The sequence below is a fragment of the Ferrovibrio sp. MS7 genome (genome assembly GCF_038404985.1).
Lineage (GTDB): Bacteria > Pseudomonadota > Alphaproteobacteria > Ferrovibrionales > Ferrovibrionaceae > Ferrovibrio > Ferrovibrio plantarum.
The window spans coordinates 104721-119133 of sequence record NZ_JBBKBA010000004.1 but is presented as its reverse complement, the minus strand read 5'-3'; the positions used below and the strand labels follow the sequence as shown (position 1 = coordinate 119133).

Below are 14413 nucleotides of genomic sequence, written 5' to 3'. Positions count from 1 at the left end.
CGGCTTGAGTGCCGGGGCAGGGCGGAACCGGCCCGGCCGGCACCCGCAGGTGCAGCTATCGGGATTTTGGGATCAGGGGAAGCGTATGACCACCTCCGCCAGCGATATCCGCCAGGCCTTCCTGGATTATTTCGGCAAGAACGGCCATGCGGTGGTGGAATCCTCGCCGCTGGTGCCGCGCAACGACCCGACCCTGATGTTCACCAATGCCGGCATGGTGCAGTTCAAGAATGTGTTCACCGGCCAGGAGAAGCGCCCCTATACCCGCGCCGCGACCTCGCAGAAATGCGTGCGCGCCGGCGGCAAGCATAACGACCTCGACAATGTCGGCTACACCGCCCGTCACCACACCTTCTTTGAAATGCTCGGCAACTTCTCCTTCGGCGACTATTTCAAGGAAGAGGCCATCCCGCTGGCTTGGAACCTGATCACCAAGGAATACGGCCTGCCCAAGGACAAGCTGTGGGTGACCGTCTATCACGACGACGATCAGGCGTTCGATCTGTGGAAGAAGGTGGCCGGCCTGCCCGATGAGCGCATCGTGCGCATCGCCACGTCGGACAATTTCTGGGCCATGGGCGATACCGGCCCCTGCGGTCCGTGTTCCGAGATTTTCTACGACCACGGCGACAAGATCTGGGGTGGCCCGCCGGGTTCGCCGGAAGCCGATGGCGACCGCTATATCGAGATCTGGAATCTCGTTTTCATGCAGTTCGAGCAGGTGACCAAGGAGCAGCGCGTCTCGCTGCCCAAGCCCAGCATCGATACCGGCATGGGGCTTGAGCGCATCACCGCCGTGATGCAGGGCAAGCACGACAATTACGACATCGACCTGATGCGGGCGCTGATCGAGGCCTCGGCCGAATTCTCCAAGGCCAGCGCCGATGGCGAGCACAAGGTGAGCCACCGCGTCATCGCCGACCATCTGCGTTCCTCCTGCTTCCTGATCGCCGATGGCGTGCTGCCCTCCAATGAGGGTCGTGGCTATGTGCTGCGCCGCATCATGCGCCGCGCCATGCGCCATGCGCAGTTGATGGGCTGCAAGGAGCCGTTGATGCACCGCCTGGTGCCGGCTTTGGTCGGCGAGATGGGCCGCGCCTATCCGGAATTGGGCCGCGCCGAGGCGCTGATTTCCGAGACGCTGAAACTGGAAGAGACCCGCTTCAAGCAGACGCTGGACCGTGGCCTCAAGCTGCTGGACGAAGCCAGCGCCGGCATGAGCAAGGGCGACATGCTGCCCGGCGAAGTCGCCTTCAAGCTCTACGATACCTATGGTTTCCCGCTCGACCTGACCCAGGATGCGCTGCGCCCGCGCGGCATCAACGTCAACCTCGATGGCTTCCAGGCCGCGATGGCGGCGCAGAAGGCCGAGGCGCGCAAGGCCTGGGCCGGCTCGGGCGAAGCCGCCACCGAAAAGGTGTGGTTCGAGATCAAGGAAGAGCAGGGCGCCACCGAATTCCTCGGCTACGACACCCAGGCCGCCGAAGGCCGCATCGATGCCATCGTGGTGGATGGCAAGCCGGTGACCGAGGCCAAGGCCGGGACCGAGGTTGCCATCGTGCTGAACCAGACGCCGTTCTATGGCGAGTCCGGCGGCCAGATGGGCGATAGTGGCGTGATCGTCACCGCCTCGGGCGCCAAGGTCGAGGTGTCGGATACGCAGAAGAAGCTTGGTGCGCTGCATGCCCATATCGGCAAGGTGGTGGAAGGCAGTGTGAAGCTTGGCGACATGAGCATCCTGACCGTGGATGCGACGCGCCGCGCGGCGATTGCCTCGAACCATTCGGCGACGCATCTGCTGCATGCCGCTTTGCGCCGTCGCCTCGGCGATCACGTGACGCAGAAGGGCTCTCTGGTATCGCCGGATCGCTTCCGCTTCGATATCAGCCATCCCAAGGCGCTGTCGGCTGCCGAGGCCGCCGATGTGGAAGCCGAGGTCAATGCCATGATCCGGCAGAATGATGCCGTCACCACCCGCCTGATGACCCCGGACGAGGCGATTGCCGCCGGCGCCATGGCTTTGTTCGGCGAGAAGTATGGCGACGAGGTGCGCGTGCTCTCCATGGGCAAGCAGGCGGATGGCAAGGATTACTCGGTTGAGCTTTGCGGCGGCACGCATGTGAAGCGCACCGGCGATATCGCGCTGTTCAAGATCATCAACGAAGGCGCGGTGGCGGCCGGCGTGCGGCGCATCGAGGCGCTGACCGGCGAAGCGGCGCGGGCCTATTTCGCCGAGCAGGAAGAAACGCTGCGCGCCGCTGCCGATGCGCTGAAGGCCCAGCCTAAGGAAGTGCCGCAGCGCCTGGTGGCCTTGCTTGAGGAGCGCCGCAAGCTCGAGCGCGAGCTTTCCGAACTGCGCCGCCAGCTTACCACCGGCACCGTGGCTGCCGCTTCCGCCGTGCGCGATATCGGCGGCATCAAGTTTGCGGCCCAGAGCCTGAAGGGCATTCCGGCCAAGGACCTGCGCGCCATGGCCGATGCCAAGAAGAAGGAAATCGGCTCCGGCGTGGTGGTGCTCACCTCCGAAGTGGATGGCAAGATTGCCGCCGTGGTCAGCGTTACCGATGATCTCACCGGGCGCTATTCGGCGGCGAATCTCATCAAGGTGCTGACGCCGGCCATCGGCGGCCAGGGCGGCGGCGGCCGGCCGGATTTCGCTCAAGGCGGCGGTGCCGATCCCAGCGGCGCTGAGAAGGCCTTCGAGGCCGTAGCCAGCGCGCTCAGTGCTTAGCGAATTGGGGTGCATAACGTGATGGGTGCGTAACGCCATGACGGCGCTGACCTGGCGTCGGCGCTGTTTCGATCTTCTGGCCGATGGCCGGGAGATGCCCTCGGCTGGGCATCGCATTATTTCCACGCTCATCCTGGTGGCGGTGCTGGCTTGCGCCATCGCCATCCTGCTGGTGACGATGCCGGAAATGGATGCGCGCGCCATTGCGCTGCTGGATCGTGCCCGCGAAGCCACCGACCTGCTGTTCACCATCGAATATCTGCTGCGCATCTGGGTGGCGCCGGAATATGCCGGCGAGCTGCGCATTCAGGACCGCACCATGCGGCTGCGCTACCTGCGCTCGCTGGCCGGCATCGTCGATCTGCTGGTGATCCTGCCGTTCTGGATCAACCTGATCATCCCGCTGCCGCAGGATTGGTTCCTGGTGCTGGAAATGCTCACCCTGTTCAAGCTGGTGCGCTATGTGCCGGGCCTGGCCCTGGTCGCCACCGTGCTGCGCGGCCAGGCACGGCCGCTGATCGCCGGCTTCCTGGCACTGGGCGTGCTGCTGGTGATGGCTTCCTGCGTCATGTATGTGCTCGAGCGCCAGGCACAGCCGCAGATCTTCGCCTCGATCCCGCATGCGCTGTGGTGGGGCATCGTCACCATGGGCACGGTCGGCTATGGCGACATGGTGCCGGTGACGGCCTTGGGCAAATTGTTCGGTGGCTTCGTCATGCTGCTCGGCATCGCCATGTTCGCCATCCCCGCCGGTTTGCTTGCCTCCGGTTTCGCGGAAGAGATCAAGCGGCGCGAATTCATCGTCACCTGGCGCGCCGTGGCTGCCCTGCCGATCTTCGCCCATCTCAATGCCACCAACATCGCCGAGATTGCCGGCCTGCTGCGGCCCCAGGTGGTGCCAGCCGGCACGGTGATTGTGCGCAAGGATGATCGCGCCGAGGCGATGTTCTTCATCATGGCCGGCGAGGTCGAGGTCGATATCAAGCCCAACCCGGTGGTGCTGAGCGAGGGCCAGCATTTCGGCGAGGTCGCGCTGCTGCGCCATACCCGCCGCACCGCCACCGTGCGCAGCCTGACGGAATGCCGGCTGCTCGCGCTTGGGGTGGCGGAATTCGAGCGGCTCTTGGAAATCCACCCCGATATCCGCGAGCAGATCAACCGCGTCGCCATTGCCCGACAGCAGGAGCGGGCGGACGGCGTGCCGACGACCTAAAACGCAAAAGAAAAGGGCGTAATCTTCAAATCAGTACACATCTCAATGATTTCAATGACACTTTCAGTTCTCTATCGTTTTTTGCATTTTTAGGCGTAGAATTTTGCACACGCAAAATGCAGTGCCTTAATTGCAATCGAGTGGTACCCAATACTGAACATTGGTGCACTAAGAAGTGCGCATCGTTGTATTCTTTGTCAGACTCGATGGGGAAAAGACATAATGACACACAACGATCAAGGAGAGTTTCCGCCAACTCTATTAAGCCAAATCGCGCCAACTGACCCCGCAATACTCAAAAGCATGGCTGACGGTCTAGATAGGGCAGCCCATTATGCTGCTATTGGTCGGGTAGCTGCGAATTGGAACGAATTTGAAGCGGCGATAGATGTAACAAGCGCCTTCATAGCCGATCTCGATGAAGAAATAGCTGCTTGCTTCACCGCACAAATGATTGGCGTTGGACCAAAATCAAATGCCCTGCTCTCATTGATGAAGCAGACCTCTTTCGATTCAAAAGCCTGCAAAGAGTTGGAAAAATTTTTCAAGGAAAGAGTGATAGGCCTTAGCGAACAGAGAAACCGAGCCGTGCATGATGTTTGGCACTTAGAAAATGCTCAACAGCCAACCAGGTTTGAAGTGACAGCAAAGAAGACTCTTCGCTACCTGCGGGTTGATATGCCAACGAAGGATTTAATTACTCTTGCGAATAATATTCAGAAATTGAAAGATGATTTTGTTGCTCTTGTTAAGAAGGGGCTCAATGCGCAGAAACTATCATCCGAATAAGAAAAGATGATTGGGAAGGCAGTCTCGGAGGACTGTATTTCCGTACATACAAGTTTTATTTAGTTGGATGGATTTTTTATATGGTCTTTAGCTCATTCGGGAGCATTAACAAGTTTATCTAGGCCTTTAATAAGCACTGGCACAGGGCCGGTGACTGAATAGCTTAAGACAGCGGCTTTGAAAGCCGCTGTCTTTTTTTATTGCAGGACGAACCTTAGGCCGTGACCGGGCGGCTGGCGCGGCCGAAGCTGACGGCGAAGGCGCCGGTGCCGAGCAGGGCCTGGGCCAGGGTCAGCACCACCAGATAGGCCGGATATTCCCAGCCGCCATTCGGCGCGCTGAACACCCAGCCATTGCCGGCATGCACCACCAGGGCGCCGAGCAGGATCGGGGTGAGGGCCAGCGCCACCGGGCGGGTCAGGATCCCGAGGATCAGCAGCACGCCGCCGATGATCTCGCCGCCGGCAGTGGCATAGGCGGTCCAGGCCGGCAGACCGAGCGAAACGAAGAAGCCGGCGGTGCCGGCCATGCCGAAGGTCAGCACCTTCAGCAGCAGGCCATGGGCCAGGAACATGACGCCGAGGCTGATGCGCAGCAGGCCGATGCCGGCTTCGCGCTGGGCGGGAGTGGGGTTTTGCAGGAAGCTGAGCATGACAGGTCTCCTTGAAGGGGGGGCTTGAACGGGTGGGGGTGAACTCGATGACCTCAAATAAGGGCGGATAATCTTGCAAATCCATCGACAAATTTGGAAACTATACTTGCGTATATGCAAGCAAGCCATTTGGGTGGGGTGAGGGGTATGCAGGACTGGAATGATCTGCGGCTGGTGCTGGCGGTGGTCCGTGCAGGCAACCTGACCGGGGCGGCCAAGGCGCTGGGGGTGAACCATTCCACGGCGTTTCGCCGGCTGGCCGCCCTGGAGGAGGAAATGGGCGTGCGGTTGTTCGAGCGGCTGCCGGCCGGCGCCTATGCCCCCACCGAGGCCGGCGAGCGCATGGCGGCCAGCGCCGAGCGGATCGAGACCGAGGCGGCGGCGCTGGACCGCGAGATCCTTGGCCATGACCAGCAGCTCACCGGTCGGCTGCGGGTGACGGCTTCCGAGACGCTGGGCTTCCGCATCCTCACCCCGCTGATCGGCCGCTTCCGCTGCCTGCATCCCGGCATCCAGGTGGAACTAGCGGTGGACAACCGGATCTTAAGTCTCTCCCGCCGCGAGGCCGATGTGGCGCTTCGGGCGCTGCGCCCCAGGGAGGGCGACCTGCATGGCCGCCGGCTCGGCACCATCGGCTGGACCCTGTTTGGCAAGCGCGAGCTGGTGGCCGGGCTGCCCCGGCTGGGCCCGGAGCCGGAGAGCCTGGAAGGCCTGCCGCTGATCGGCTGGGAGCAGGGGATGAGCGGTATCAACGCCGCCGATTGGCTCAACGCACGGGCGCCGGAAGCCGCCTTCGTCTACCGGTCATCCAGCCTGCTGAACCAGTTCGTCGCCGTCAAAGCCGGCATGGGGGTGGCGGTGCTGCCCTGCTATCTCGGCGATCCGGAGCCGGATCTGGCCCGGCTGACCGAGGCACCCGTGGCCGCTTTGGGCCGCGAACTCTGGATCGTCACCCATACCGATCTGCGCCGCACCGCCCGGGTGCGGGCCTTCTTTGATCTGATAGGTGAGGGCTTCGCGGAGGCCCGCGGCCTGCTCGAAGGCACGTCGTCTTAAAGTAATTCATCAATTCATATATTTATAATAAATATATGAATTTAATAATTTTATTGCATAAATCTAATGTACCCAGACGAGCTGCGGCCCAGCATGCAGGCTGTGCAGCACCTGATCCGTTGCATCAAGCGCACGGCGGCGCGGCAGCATCAGGCCGGCGCCGGCCATGGCCTCGGCCAGCGCCTCGGCCGGTTCCAGCGCCACGCGCACGGCGGCGGGCGGCAGCCATTGCCCCAGCACGGCGGCGGCCAGGTCGGCGCGGCTTTGCTGCAGGTGGGAGAGCAGTTGCAGGAACAGGCCCTCGTCGCCGCTCAAGGATTTGCAGGTCAGGCAGCGCGCTTCCAGTGGCCGCACGACGGCGGAAGTGAGCAGCAGCATCAGGGTGTCGAATCCCCCTAAGCCGCCGCAGCCGATACCGGCGGCCGCGAAGCCCTGGCGCCAGTCGGGATGCTCGAGCTCGGGTTCCAGGTAGGGGGCGGCCCACAGCCGGAAAGCCGCCATGCCGAATAATTCCGCCGTCCGCAACGCGGCGACCTCGGTGTTGACCGGGTAACTCGGTTCGATGAACGGCATCGGCATGGCGACTCCCTCGGGTGGGTGGGAGCCCGATCATACGCCGCTCACATGAAATTGCAAATCATTCTCAAATACTTTTTTTGCCGGCAGCGAAGCACTTGAAATTGTTGCCGGCAGAGGCGATTGTGATGAGGTCATTCCGCTCTACCGGTTCGGCCTGCTCTCCAAACGCTCTGATCGAGCGCCGAGCCTACCCTACCCTACATGACGTATGACGCGGCAGGCAGAGTTGCCTGGCGCCCTTTAACACGAGACGATTAAGGAGACACCATGTCCAACAAAGGCACGGTCAAGTGGTTCAACGGCACCAAGGGCTACGGCTTCATCCAGCCGGAAGCTGGCGGCAGCGACGTGTTCGTTCATATCTCGGCCGTCGAGCGCGCTGGCCTGACCGGTCTGAAGGACGGTCAGAAGCTGAGCTATGACATTGTCACGGAGCGTGGCAAGTCCTCGGCCGCGAACCTGAAGCTGCTCTAAGCCGCTTCAGCCTCGCGCTGAAAAATAAGAGCCCGGCGGGAGCGATCCCGCCGGGCTTTTTTTGTTTGCCTGTTTTTTGCTCTGGGCTGTCTGTCGCTTGCCGGGGTTCAGGCAACGCAAGCCTTGCTGTCGTCATCCGGGCGCGAGAAGACCGGAAAATTCGGCCGTGGCGGTTCGGCGAGGCGCAGCCAGCCGGCCAGCCGCGCCATCAGGCCGGCATCGCCGTTGATCCGAATGCTGCCTTGCCGCCGCGCTTCAGCCAGGCTGGCCAGGCCCATCACCACTTGGGTGAATGCCTCGAGATCGGCATGCAGCATCAGCCCCGGCTCGAAGCCCATATCGGTAATGCAGAGATCGGCATTGCCCTCGCGCAACACCAGCCACCATTGCCGCAGCTTATGGTCGCGGCGCGGCAGGTTGGTGAATTCGAAGCCGATCACCGCATTATCCTGCGGCGTCAACTGCGCCAGCACCATGCGCCGCACGCTCCACATCAGATAGCTGACATTGCGGTCGCGCTTGTCCAGAAATGGCATCCGCCATTCCTGTCCCCAATTCACCAATTGATCGATCAGTGGCCGCAGGCCATCGCCGGCAGGGGTGAGCAGGTAGCGGTTGCCACGGCCACCTGTGATCGCCTCGCGTCGGATCAGGCCATTCTGCTCCAGCTCTTTCAGCCGCCGCGCCAGCAGGCTGCGCGGCATCAGCGGTACACCATGCTGAATATCCGAGAAGCGCTCGCTGCCGAGCATCATCTCGCTGAGAATCAGCAGAGTCCAACGCCCCATGATCACCTCGGCGGCTTTCGCCGCCGGGCAGAATGTTCCGTATCGCATGGCCATGCTGCCACATTTATCGCGAACCGCCAGCCGTGCCTAGTTCCAAATTTGAACTTTAGCGCGAGCCGACTCCCGGCCAATGTCCCGCGCCCGTAACCATTCCCATAAGGACCAGATACCCATGAGTATTGCGAATTTGAATCAACACAAGTCAACCGTGACTGGCTCGGCGCTGGCGGGGCAGGCCCTATTCGATTGCACGTCAGAGCTGGGGCGCGACTTTGCCCGCCGGGCCGCTGATCTTGACGCCGGGGATCGCTTCGCGGCCGATAACTTCGCCGCATTGAAGGCCGCTCGGGTGCTGTCCGCCGGTGTGCCGCTTGAACTCGGCGGTGGTGGCGCCAGTTACCGTGACCTTGCCGATTGCCTGCGCGAACTGGGCCGCCATTGCAGCGGCACCGCGCTGGCGCTGGCCATGCACATGCACCCGATGGCGGCTGCCGTCTGGCGCTGGCAGCATGAGAAGGCACCGGTTGATGGCCTGCTCAAGCGTATTGCCTCCGAGCAACTGATGCTGCTCTCGACCGGCGGCAACGACTGGCTCAACGGGTCCGGCGAAGCGAAGGCAGTGGAGGGCGGTTTCAGGATTTCCGGCCGCAAGCGTTTTGTCAGCGGCGCAGAAGCCGGCGATCTGCTGATGACCATGGCCGTGACTGGGGACACAGTATTGCATGCTGCGATTCCGATGCGGAGCGAAGGCCTGCGTATCGAGCGCACCTGGCAGACGCTCGGCATGCGCGCCAGCGGCTCGCAGGATGTGGTGCTGGAAAATGTGTTCGTGCCGGAGGCGGCGATTGCTGTGCGCCGTACTGCCGGGCAGTGGCATCCGTTTTTCCACCTCGTCACCAAGATCGCGTTCCCGCTGATCTATAGCGTCTATCGTGGCGTTGCCGAGCGGCTGCAGCAGGAGGTGATCGACATGGCGGTGAAGCGCCGCGCCGATGCTGATACACAGCTGCAGATCGGGGCACTGGGGGCTGCCATGGCCGGCATGGCGGCAGCGCATGATGCCCTGCTGGAACTGGGCGACAACGCTCGGCCAGCGCCCGCAACCTCGGCGCAAGTGTTGACGCTGAAGCGCGTGATGACCCAGCATCTGCTCGATGCTGCCAGTCTGGCGCTGGATGCTGCCGGAGGGAGTGCCTTCTACCGCGCCAACCGCATTGAACGACTGTTCCGTGACCTGCAGGCAGCACGGTATCACCCGTTCACCCAATTGCCGCAGCAGCGTCTTGCAGGTCGTCTGGCGCTTGGCCTGGATGCTGATGGCCGCGACGCGGCATAACCAGGTGTGCCAACAAAAAACGCCCCGGTCTTGCGGCCGGGGCGTTCTTGTCTACTGGCCCGTGGGGCGGGCCAGACGTGAAGTTGGATAGGCTTACTTCAGCGCCGCCTTGAGGTTCTCGTCGATCTTGTCGAGGAACTTCTGGGTGGTCAGCCAGGGCTGATCCTTCGAGATCAGGATCGCCAGGTCCTTGGTCATGAAGCCGGCTTCCACCGTCTCGACGCAGACCTTCTCCAGCGTGTGCGCGAACTTATCCAGGTCCGGGTTGTTGTCCAGCTTGGCGCGATGCATCAGGCCACGGGTCCAGGCGAAGATCGAGGCGATCGGGTTGGTCGAGGTCTCGCGGCCAGCCTGGTGTTCGCGGTAGTGGCGGGTCACGGTGCCATGCGCCGCTTCCGCTTCCACGGTCTTGCCATCCGGGGTCATCAGCACGCTGGTCATCAGGCCGAGCGAACCGTACCCTTGAGCCACCACGTCGGACTGCACGTCGCCGTCGTAGTTCTTGCAGGCCCACACGAACTTGCCGCTCCACTTGATGGCGCAGGCCACCATGTCGTCGATCAGGCGGTGTTCGTAGGTGATGCCGGCCTTCTTGAACTGGTCGGCGAATTCCTTGCTGTAGACTTCCTCGAACAGATCCTTGAAGCGGCCGTCATAGGCCTTGAGGATGGTGTTCTTGGTGGAGAGATACAGCGGCCAGCCGCGCACCAGCGAGTAGTTCATCGAGGCGCGGGCGAAGTCGCGGATCGAGTCATCCAGGTTGTACATCGCCATGGCGACGCCCGAACCCGGGGCCTTGAACACTTCCTTCTCGATCACGCTGCCGTCTTCGCCGACGAACTTGACGGTCAGCACGCCCTTGCCGGGGAAGCGGAAATCGGTGGCGCGGTACTGGTCGCCGAAGGCATGGCGGCCGACCACGATCGGGTCGTTCCAGTGCGGCACCAGGCGCGGCACGTTCTTGCAGATGATCGGTTCGCGGAAGATGGTGCCGCCGAGGATGTTGCGGATGGTGCCGTTCGGCGACTTCCACATTTCCTTGAGCTTGAACTCTTCGACGCGCTGTTCGTCCGGGGTGATGGTGGCGCATTTCACGCCGACGCCATGCTTCAGGATGGCATGGGCGGAATCGATGGTCACCTGGTCGTTGGTCTGGTCGCGGTATTCGACGCCGAGATCGTAGTAGAGCAGGTCGACATCAAGATAGGGGAGGATCAGCTTCTCCTTGATGAACTTCCAGATGATGCGGGTCATCTCGTCGCCGTCGAGCTCGACGACGGGGTTCTTCACCTTGATTTTCGCCATTGCGGTCCTCGTTTGGGCTTATACAAGCGGGTGGAAAAGGAGTGGCGGGAAACTAACACTTCCCGGCCCGGACGGGAAAGGCCCGAAAGCGCCGTTCCGGGCTTGAGATTTGATGCACCCTGGTTGAGAAAAGCTCGGCTTTTACGGGCGCTGCCCCGGTTTCTAAATCTTCTCGGCCCTAGATTTTCTCGGCACGGTCCGGGCGCTGCGGCTCCGGCGCCGCCTGCAGCAGCTTCAGGGCCGCCTCGGCATCTTCCACCACGTCGAAGAAGCCGCGCGCCCCGCGCCGGGCGAAGCCTCGCTCCATCACGCGGTCGATCAGCGCCAGCAGCGGGTGCCAGTAATCTTCCACGTTCAGCACCAGGATCGGCTTGTCGTGCAGTTTAAGCTGCTTCCAGGTGATCACCTCGAACAGCTCGTCCAGCGTACCCATGCCGCCGGGCATGGCAATGAAGGCATCGCTCATCTCCACCATCATCTGCTTGCGCACATGCATGGAGTCGACCACGTGCAGTTCGGTCAGGCCGGTATGGCCGACCTCCCAGTCATGCAGGTGGTGCGGGATAATGCCCACCACCTCGCCGCCGGCCTTCATGGCTGCATCGGCCACCACGCCCATCAGGCCGATGCGGCCACCGCCATAGATCAGCCGGATGCCGTTCTTGCCGAGCAACTGGCCGAGGATTTCGGCCTGGGCCTGGTAGGACTGGCTCTCACCGAGGCTGGAGCCGCAATAGACGCAGACGGAACGGATCGACATGGCGGGCACCGCATTTCAGGCTGGGGCTGTAGCCCGTTGCCTAGCCCATTTCGCCCCGGCATGCCAGTAGCCGGGCGAACCTGGACAATCGCTACAGACAATCGAGGCGGCGGTTTATTCCCGGCTAAATTTTTCGTGACTTCACAAAACTGCCAGGGCGGGCAATGGCGGCAGTTTGTTATAGTCCGCCGGACTCGGACCAGCAGCCGGGGAACAGAGAGGGAAAACAATGGCTATTTGGCGTAAGGCCGCGCTTGCCGCGGCGATTTGCGGCGCACTTGCTGCGTTTGGCGGTCTGGTTGGCAGCGATGCCTTTGCCCAGGCTGACGCGATCAAGGCCCGCAAGGACGGCTTCCAGGTCTTCCGCGTGTCGATGGGGGCGATCAAGAAGGTGGTGGACGATAACGGTCCGGCCGCCAATGCCGTTGCCCCGGCCCAGGCCATTGCCGGCCAGGCTGGCAAGCAGGTGGCGCATTTCCCCGCCGGTTCGGACAAGGGCGAGACCAAGGCCAAGGCCGAAATCTGGGCCAACATGGCCGATTTCACCGCCAAGATGAAGGCTGCGGAAGATGCCGCCACGGCGCTCGCCTCCGCTGCCCAGGCCGGCAACATGGATGCCGTGAAGGCCGGTTTCGGCGCGCTCGGCGGCACCTGCGGCGCCTGCCATCGCGCCTACCGCAACGACTAAGGGCCGCAACGACTAAGCCCCAGGGCTGAGACGACAGGAAGGGCGCGGCATGCCGCGCCCTTTTTTGTCATTTCGCCAGCCAGGCAATGCCGCCGAACACCACCGCTTCGCAGACCACGAAGATCACCAGCGCGGTGATCGGGCCGGCAGCCTTCACCGGGGCCGGCAGCGTTTCCGCAACGCTTTTGTTCCCTGTCACCATCGGGGTGATCAGGTTTTCCCGCTTCACCAGCAGGTAGAAGGCGTTGGACGCCAGGTGGATCAGGATGATCACCAGCAGGGCGTCGAAACCCAGCCGGTGCAGGGTGGAAAGCCGGGCGCTGAGGCTGCTGGAGACCTTGGAATAGAGCGGCCCGTCAGTGGCGATGTCGTCGCTGGCAAACAGGCCGGTGCTGGCCTGTACCAGCAGCAAAGCCAGCATCAGCAGTACGGCATAGCCGCCCACCGGGTTATGGCCGAGATATTTCGGGCCGCCCTTGCCGAACAGGCCGCGCAGATAGGCGATGGCAGCAGCCGGGCCGGCGATGAAGTCGCTGAAACGGGCCTGGCGGTTCCCGATGAAACCCCAGATCAGCCGGAACAGCAGCAGGCCGAGCACGAACTGGCCGAATTTCATATGCAGGTCCAGCTTGCCCTGCAGGCCGGTGTAGAACAGCACGCAGACCGCGATGACCAGGACCCAGTGGAACAGCCGGGTCGGCAGGTCCCATACCGGAACGGAGAGGGTTGGGGTGGTTGACTGATCAGTCATGCGAGGCTCATGAATGCAGGCAGGATGATTTGTGGTTGCTTTAAGCTTAGGCAGTTGCGGGTATCTTGGCGAGGTCTTAATCTCCCTGACCGGGGTGGCGGCGATTAAGTTAAGCCGCTGATTGATCAAACTTTCGTGCGAGGCGCGCTGTGCGGGGCAGTAAGTTCTTCTTCACGCTACTCGGGCTCGCCATCCTTGGCATTCTGGCGGTGATCTTTTTCGCCGACGATCCGAACAAGCGCGGAGTCACGCCGCAGCAGGTGGTCGGCTCCGCGCCGCCGCTGCCGCCGCCCGCACCTGCGCCCGCGCCGCCGCCGCCCGATGCCCGCCGCGTGCCGCCCAGTTTCGATGTCGTGCGCATCAGCCGCAATTGCGCTGCCGTGTTTGCCGGCCGTGCGCTGGCCGGTGCCGTTGTGGTGGTGAAGACCGGTGCGCGCGAACTTGGCCGCGTTACCGCCGATAGCCGTGGCGAATGGGTGCTGGTGCCTGATCTGCCGCTGGAGAAGGGCAACCAGGAATTCACTCTTGAATCCCAGTTTCCTGGACAGGAGGTTGTAAGGGCCGAAGCCTCCGTGGTCGCCGTGGTGCCGGAATGCGATCCCAATGCCAGCGGCGAGCAGGCCATCGCCGTGCTGACGCCGCTGAAAGGTGCCAGCCGTCTGCTGCAAGGCCCGGTGGCCGGTCCGCTCGACCCGGCGCGCAAGGGCCTGTCGCTCGATTCCATCGAGTATGATCAGGACGGCAACCTGATTCTCTCCGGCCGCGCCCAGCCCGGCGCCACCGTGCAGGTCTATCTCAACAACGCGCCGATCGGCGTCGCCACGGCGGATTCGAGTGGCAAATGGGTGCTGCGCCCCACCGAGCGCGTGGAACCGGGCATCTATTCGATGCGGGTCGATCAGGTGGAGCAGGCCGGCGGCCGGGTTGCATCGCGGCTCGAAATGCCGTTCCAGCGCGCCTCGCCGGAAGATATCAAGCTGTCCGATGGCAGCGTGGTGGTGCAGCCGGGCAACAGCCTGTGGCGCATCGCCCGCCGTGTTTACGGCGATGGCCCGAAATACACCGAGATCTATGAAGCCAACCGCAGCCAGATCAAGGACCCGGACCTGATCTATCCGGGCCAGATCTTTGCCGTGCCGCCGGGCGCTGCCGGTAGCAGCGGCGCCGCGCCGAAGCCGAAGCAGTAGAAAACCTTGCTGGTTTTCCGGGCTGGCCGTTATCGCGGCCAGCTATCATCGTAACTGGCCCGGCACTTATGCTGGCTGGCCTGTCGCGCTACAATCACTCTGTG

Annotated in this window: 14 protein-coding genes; 8 read left to right on the top strand and 6 right to left on the bottom strand. The window is 62.6% G+C overall.

The annotated features are described in order from the left end of the window. Positions 1 to 85 precede the first annotated feature (85 nt). The 3 genes from alaS (at position 86) to V6B08_RS21180 (ending at position 4733) form a co-directional block, all read left to right on the top strand. Positions 86 to 2731, top strand: coding sequence for an alanine--tRNA ligase (gene alaS, locus V6B08_RS21190; protein WP_341984730.1), 2646 nt, complete (start codon positions 86 to 88; stop codon positions 2729 to 2731). Between the two features lie 37 nt (positions 2732 to 2768). Then, a complete protein-coding gene (locus V6B08_RS21185; protein WP_341984729.1) occupies positions 2769 to 3944 on the top strand; it encodes a cyclic nucleotide-gated ion channel in 1176 nt (391 codons plus the stop codon). Between the two features lie 222 nt (positions 3945 to 4166). Beyond that, positions 4167 to 4733, top strand: a complete 567-nt coding sequence (locus tag V6B08_RS21180; protein ID WP_341984728.1) for a hypothetical protein — start codon at positions 4167 to 4169, stop codon at positions 4731 to 4733. A gap of 214 nt (positions 4734 to 4947) precedes the next feature. On the opposite strand, the gene V6B08_RS21175 is transcribed toward V6B08_RS21180, so the two are convergent. After that, the gene (locus V6B08_RS21175) at positions 4948 to 5385 is read right to left on the bottom strand and encodes a DoxX family protein (RefSeq protein ID WP_341984727.1); all 438 of its coding nucleotides are present in this window, start codon (positions 5383 to 5385) and stop codon (positions 4948 to 4950) included. 147 nt (positions 5386 to 5532) lie between these two features. On the opposite strand from V6B08_RS21175, the gene V6B08_RS21170 reads away from it, so the two are divergent. After that, the gene (locus tag V6B08_RS21170) at positions 5533 to 6441 is read left to right on the top strand and encodes a LysR family transcriptional regulator (protein ID WP_341984725.1); all 909 of its coding nucleotides are present in this window, start codon (positions 5533 to 5535) and stop codon (positions 6439 to 6441) included. Positions 6442 to 6504: 63 nt separating this feature from the next. Here the strand turns inward: V6B08_RS21170 and V6B08_RS21165 are convergent, their stop codons facing one another. After that, positions 6505 to 7020, bottom strand: coding sequence for a hypothetical protein (locus V6B08_RS21165; RefSeq protein ID WP_341984723.1), 516 nt, complete (start codon positions 7018 to 7020; stop codon positions 6505 to 6507). 267 nt (positions 7021 to 7287) lie between these two features. On the opposite strand from V6B08_RS21165, the gene V6B08_RS21160 reads away from it, so the two are divergent. Next, positions 7288 to 7494, top strand: a complete 207-nt coding sequence (locus V6B08_RS21160; RefSeq protein WP_341984721.1) for a cold-shock protein — start codon at positions 7288 to 7290, stop codon at positions 7492 to 7494. A gap of 107 nt (positions 7495 to 7601) precedes the next feature. On the opposite strand, the gene V6B08_RS21155 is transcribed toward V6B08_RS21160, so the two are convergent. Then, positions 7602 to 8330: a winged helix-turn-helix transcriptional regulator gene (locus V6B08_RS21155; RefSeq protein WP_341984719.1), complete on the bottom strand. Its 729-nt coding sequence runs from the start codon at positions 8328 to 8330 to the stop codon at positions 7602 to 7604. Positions 8331 to 8454: 124 nt separating this feature from the next. On the opposite strand from V6B08_RS21155, the gene V6B08_RS21150 reads away from it, so the two are divergent. Beyond that, complete coding sequence (locus V6B08_RS21150) at positions 8455 to 9618, top strand: acyl-CoA dehydrogenase family protein (RefSeq protein WP_341984717.1); 1164 nt, start codon at positions 8455 to 8457, stop codon at positions 9616 to 9618. 93 nt (positions 9619 to 9711) lie between these two features. On the opposite strand, the gene V6B08_RS21145 is transcribed toward V6B08_RS21150, so the two are convergent. After that, on the bottom strand, positions 9712 to 10923 hold the full coding sequence (locus V6B08_RS21145; RefSeq protein ID WP_341984715.1) for an NADP-dependent isocitrate dehydrogenase: 1212 nt from the start codon (positions 10921 to 10923) through the stop codon (positions 9712 to 9714). 178 nt (positions 10924 to 11101) lie between these two features. After that, entirely contained in the window at positions 11102 to 11683 is a 582-nt protein-coding gene (locus V6B08_RS21140) for an LOG family protein (protein WP_341984713.1), read from the bottom strand. A gap of 229 nt (positions 11684 to 11912) precedes the next feature. Between V6B08_RS21140 and V6B08_RS21135 the strand changes: the two genes are divergently transcribed. Continuing rightward, positions 11913 to 12371: a c-type cytochrome gene (locus V6B08_RS21135; RefSeq protein ID WP_341984711.1), complete on the top strand. Its 459-nt coding sequence runs from the start codon at positions 11913 to 11915 to the stop codon at positions 12369 to 12371. A gap of 67 nt (positions 12372 to 12438) precedes the next feature. Here the strand turns inward: V6B08_RS21135 and V6B08_RS21130 are convergent, their stop codons facing one another. Then, on the bottom strand, positions 12439 to 13122 hold the full coding sequence (locus V6B08_RS21130) for a cytochrome b/b6 domain-containing protein (protein WP_341984709.1): 684 nt from the start codon (positions 13120 to 13122) through the stop codon (positions 12439 to 12441). 149 nt (positions 13123 to 13271) lie between these two features. Between V6B08_RS21130 and V6B08_RS21125 the strand changes: the two genes are divergently transcribed. After that, the gene (locus V6B08_RS21125; RefSeq protein WP_341984708.1) at positions 13272 to 14309 is read left to right on the top strand and encodes a LysM peptidoglycan-binding domain-containing protein; all 1038 of its coding nucleotides are present in this window, start codon (positions 13272 to 13274) and stop codon (positions 14307 to 14309) included. The last annotated feature ends 104 nt before the right edge of the window (positions 14310 to 14413 follow it).

Coding starts and splice junctions, on each gene's coding strand:
- V6B08_RS21130 (WP_341984709.1), bottom strand. CDS start 13,122: ATGACTGATCAGTCAACCACCCCAACCCTCTCCGTTCCGGTATGGGAC.
- alaS (WP_341984730.1), top strand. CDS start 86: ATGACCACCTCCGCCAGCGATATCCGCCAGGCCTTCCTGGATTATTTC.
- V6B08_RS21140 (WP_341984713.1), bottom strand. CDS start 11,683: ATGTCGATCCGTTCCGTCTGCGTCTATTGCGGCTCCAGCCTCGGTGAG.
- V6B08_RS21180 (WP_341984728.1), top strand. CDS start 4,167: ATGACACACAACGATCAAGGAGAGTTTCCGCCAACTCTATTAAGCCAA.
- V6B08_RS21160 (WP_341984721.1), top strand. CDS start 7,288: ATGTCCAACAAAGGCACGGTCAAGTGGTTCAACGGCACCAAGGGCTAC.
- V6B08_RS21155 (WP_341984719.1), bottom strand. CDS start 8,330: ATGCGATACGGAACATTCTGCCCGGCGGCGAAAGCCGCCGAGGTGATC.
- V6B08_RS21145 (WP_341984715.1), bottom strand. CDS start 10,923: ATGGCGAAAATCAAGGTGAAGAACCCCGTCGTCGAGCTCGACGGCGAC.
- V6B08_RS21170 (WP_341984725.1), top strand. CDS start 5,533: ATGCAGGACTGGAATGATCTGCGGCTGGTGCTGGCGGTGGTCCGTGCA.
- V6B08_RS21165 (WP_341984723.1), bottom strand. CDS start 7,020: ATGCCGATGCCGTTCATCGAACCGAGTTACCCGGTCAACACCGAGGTC.
- V6B08_RS21185 (WP_341984729.1), top strand. CDS start 2,769: ATGACGGCGCTGACCTGGCGTCGGCGCTGTTTCGATCTTCTGGCCGAT.
- V6B08_RS21150 (WP_341984717.1), top strand. CDS start 8,455: ATGAGTATTGCGAATTTGAATCAACACAAGTCAACCGTGACTGGCTCG.
- V6B08_RS21175 (WP_341984727.1), bottom strand. CDS start 5,385: ATGCTCAGCTTCCTGCAAAACCCCACTCCCGCCCAGCGCGAAGCCGGC.
- V6B08_RS21135 (WP_341984711.1), top strand. CDS start 11,913: ATGGCTATTTGGCGTAAGGCCGCGCTTGCCGCGGCGATTTGCGGCGCA.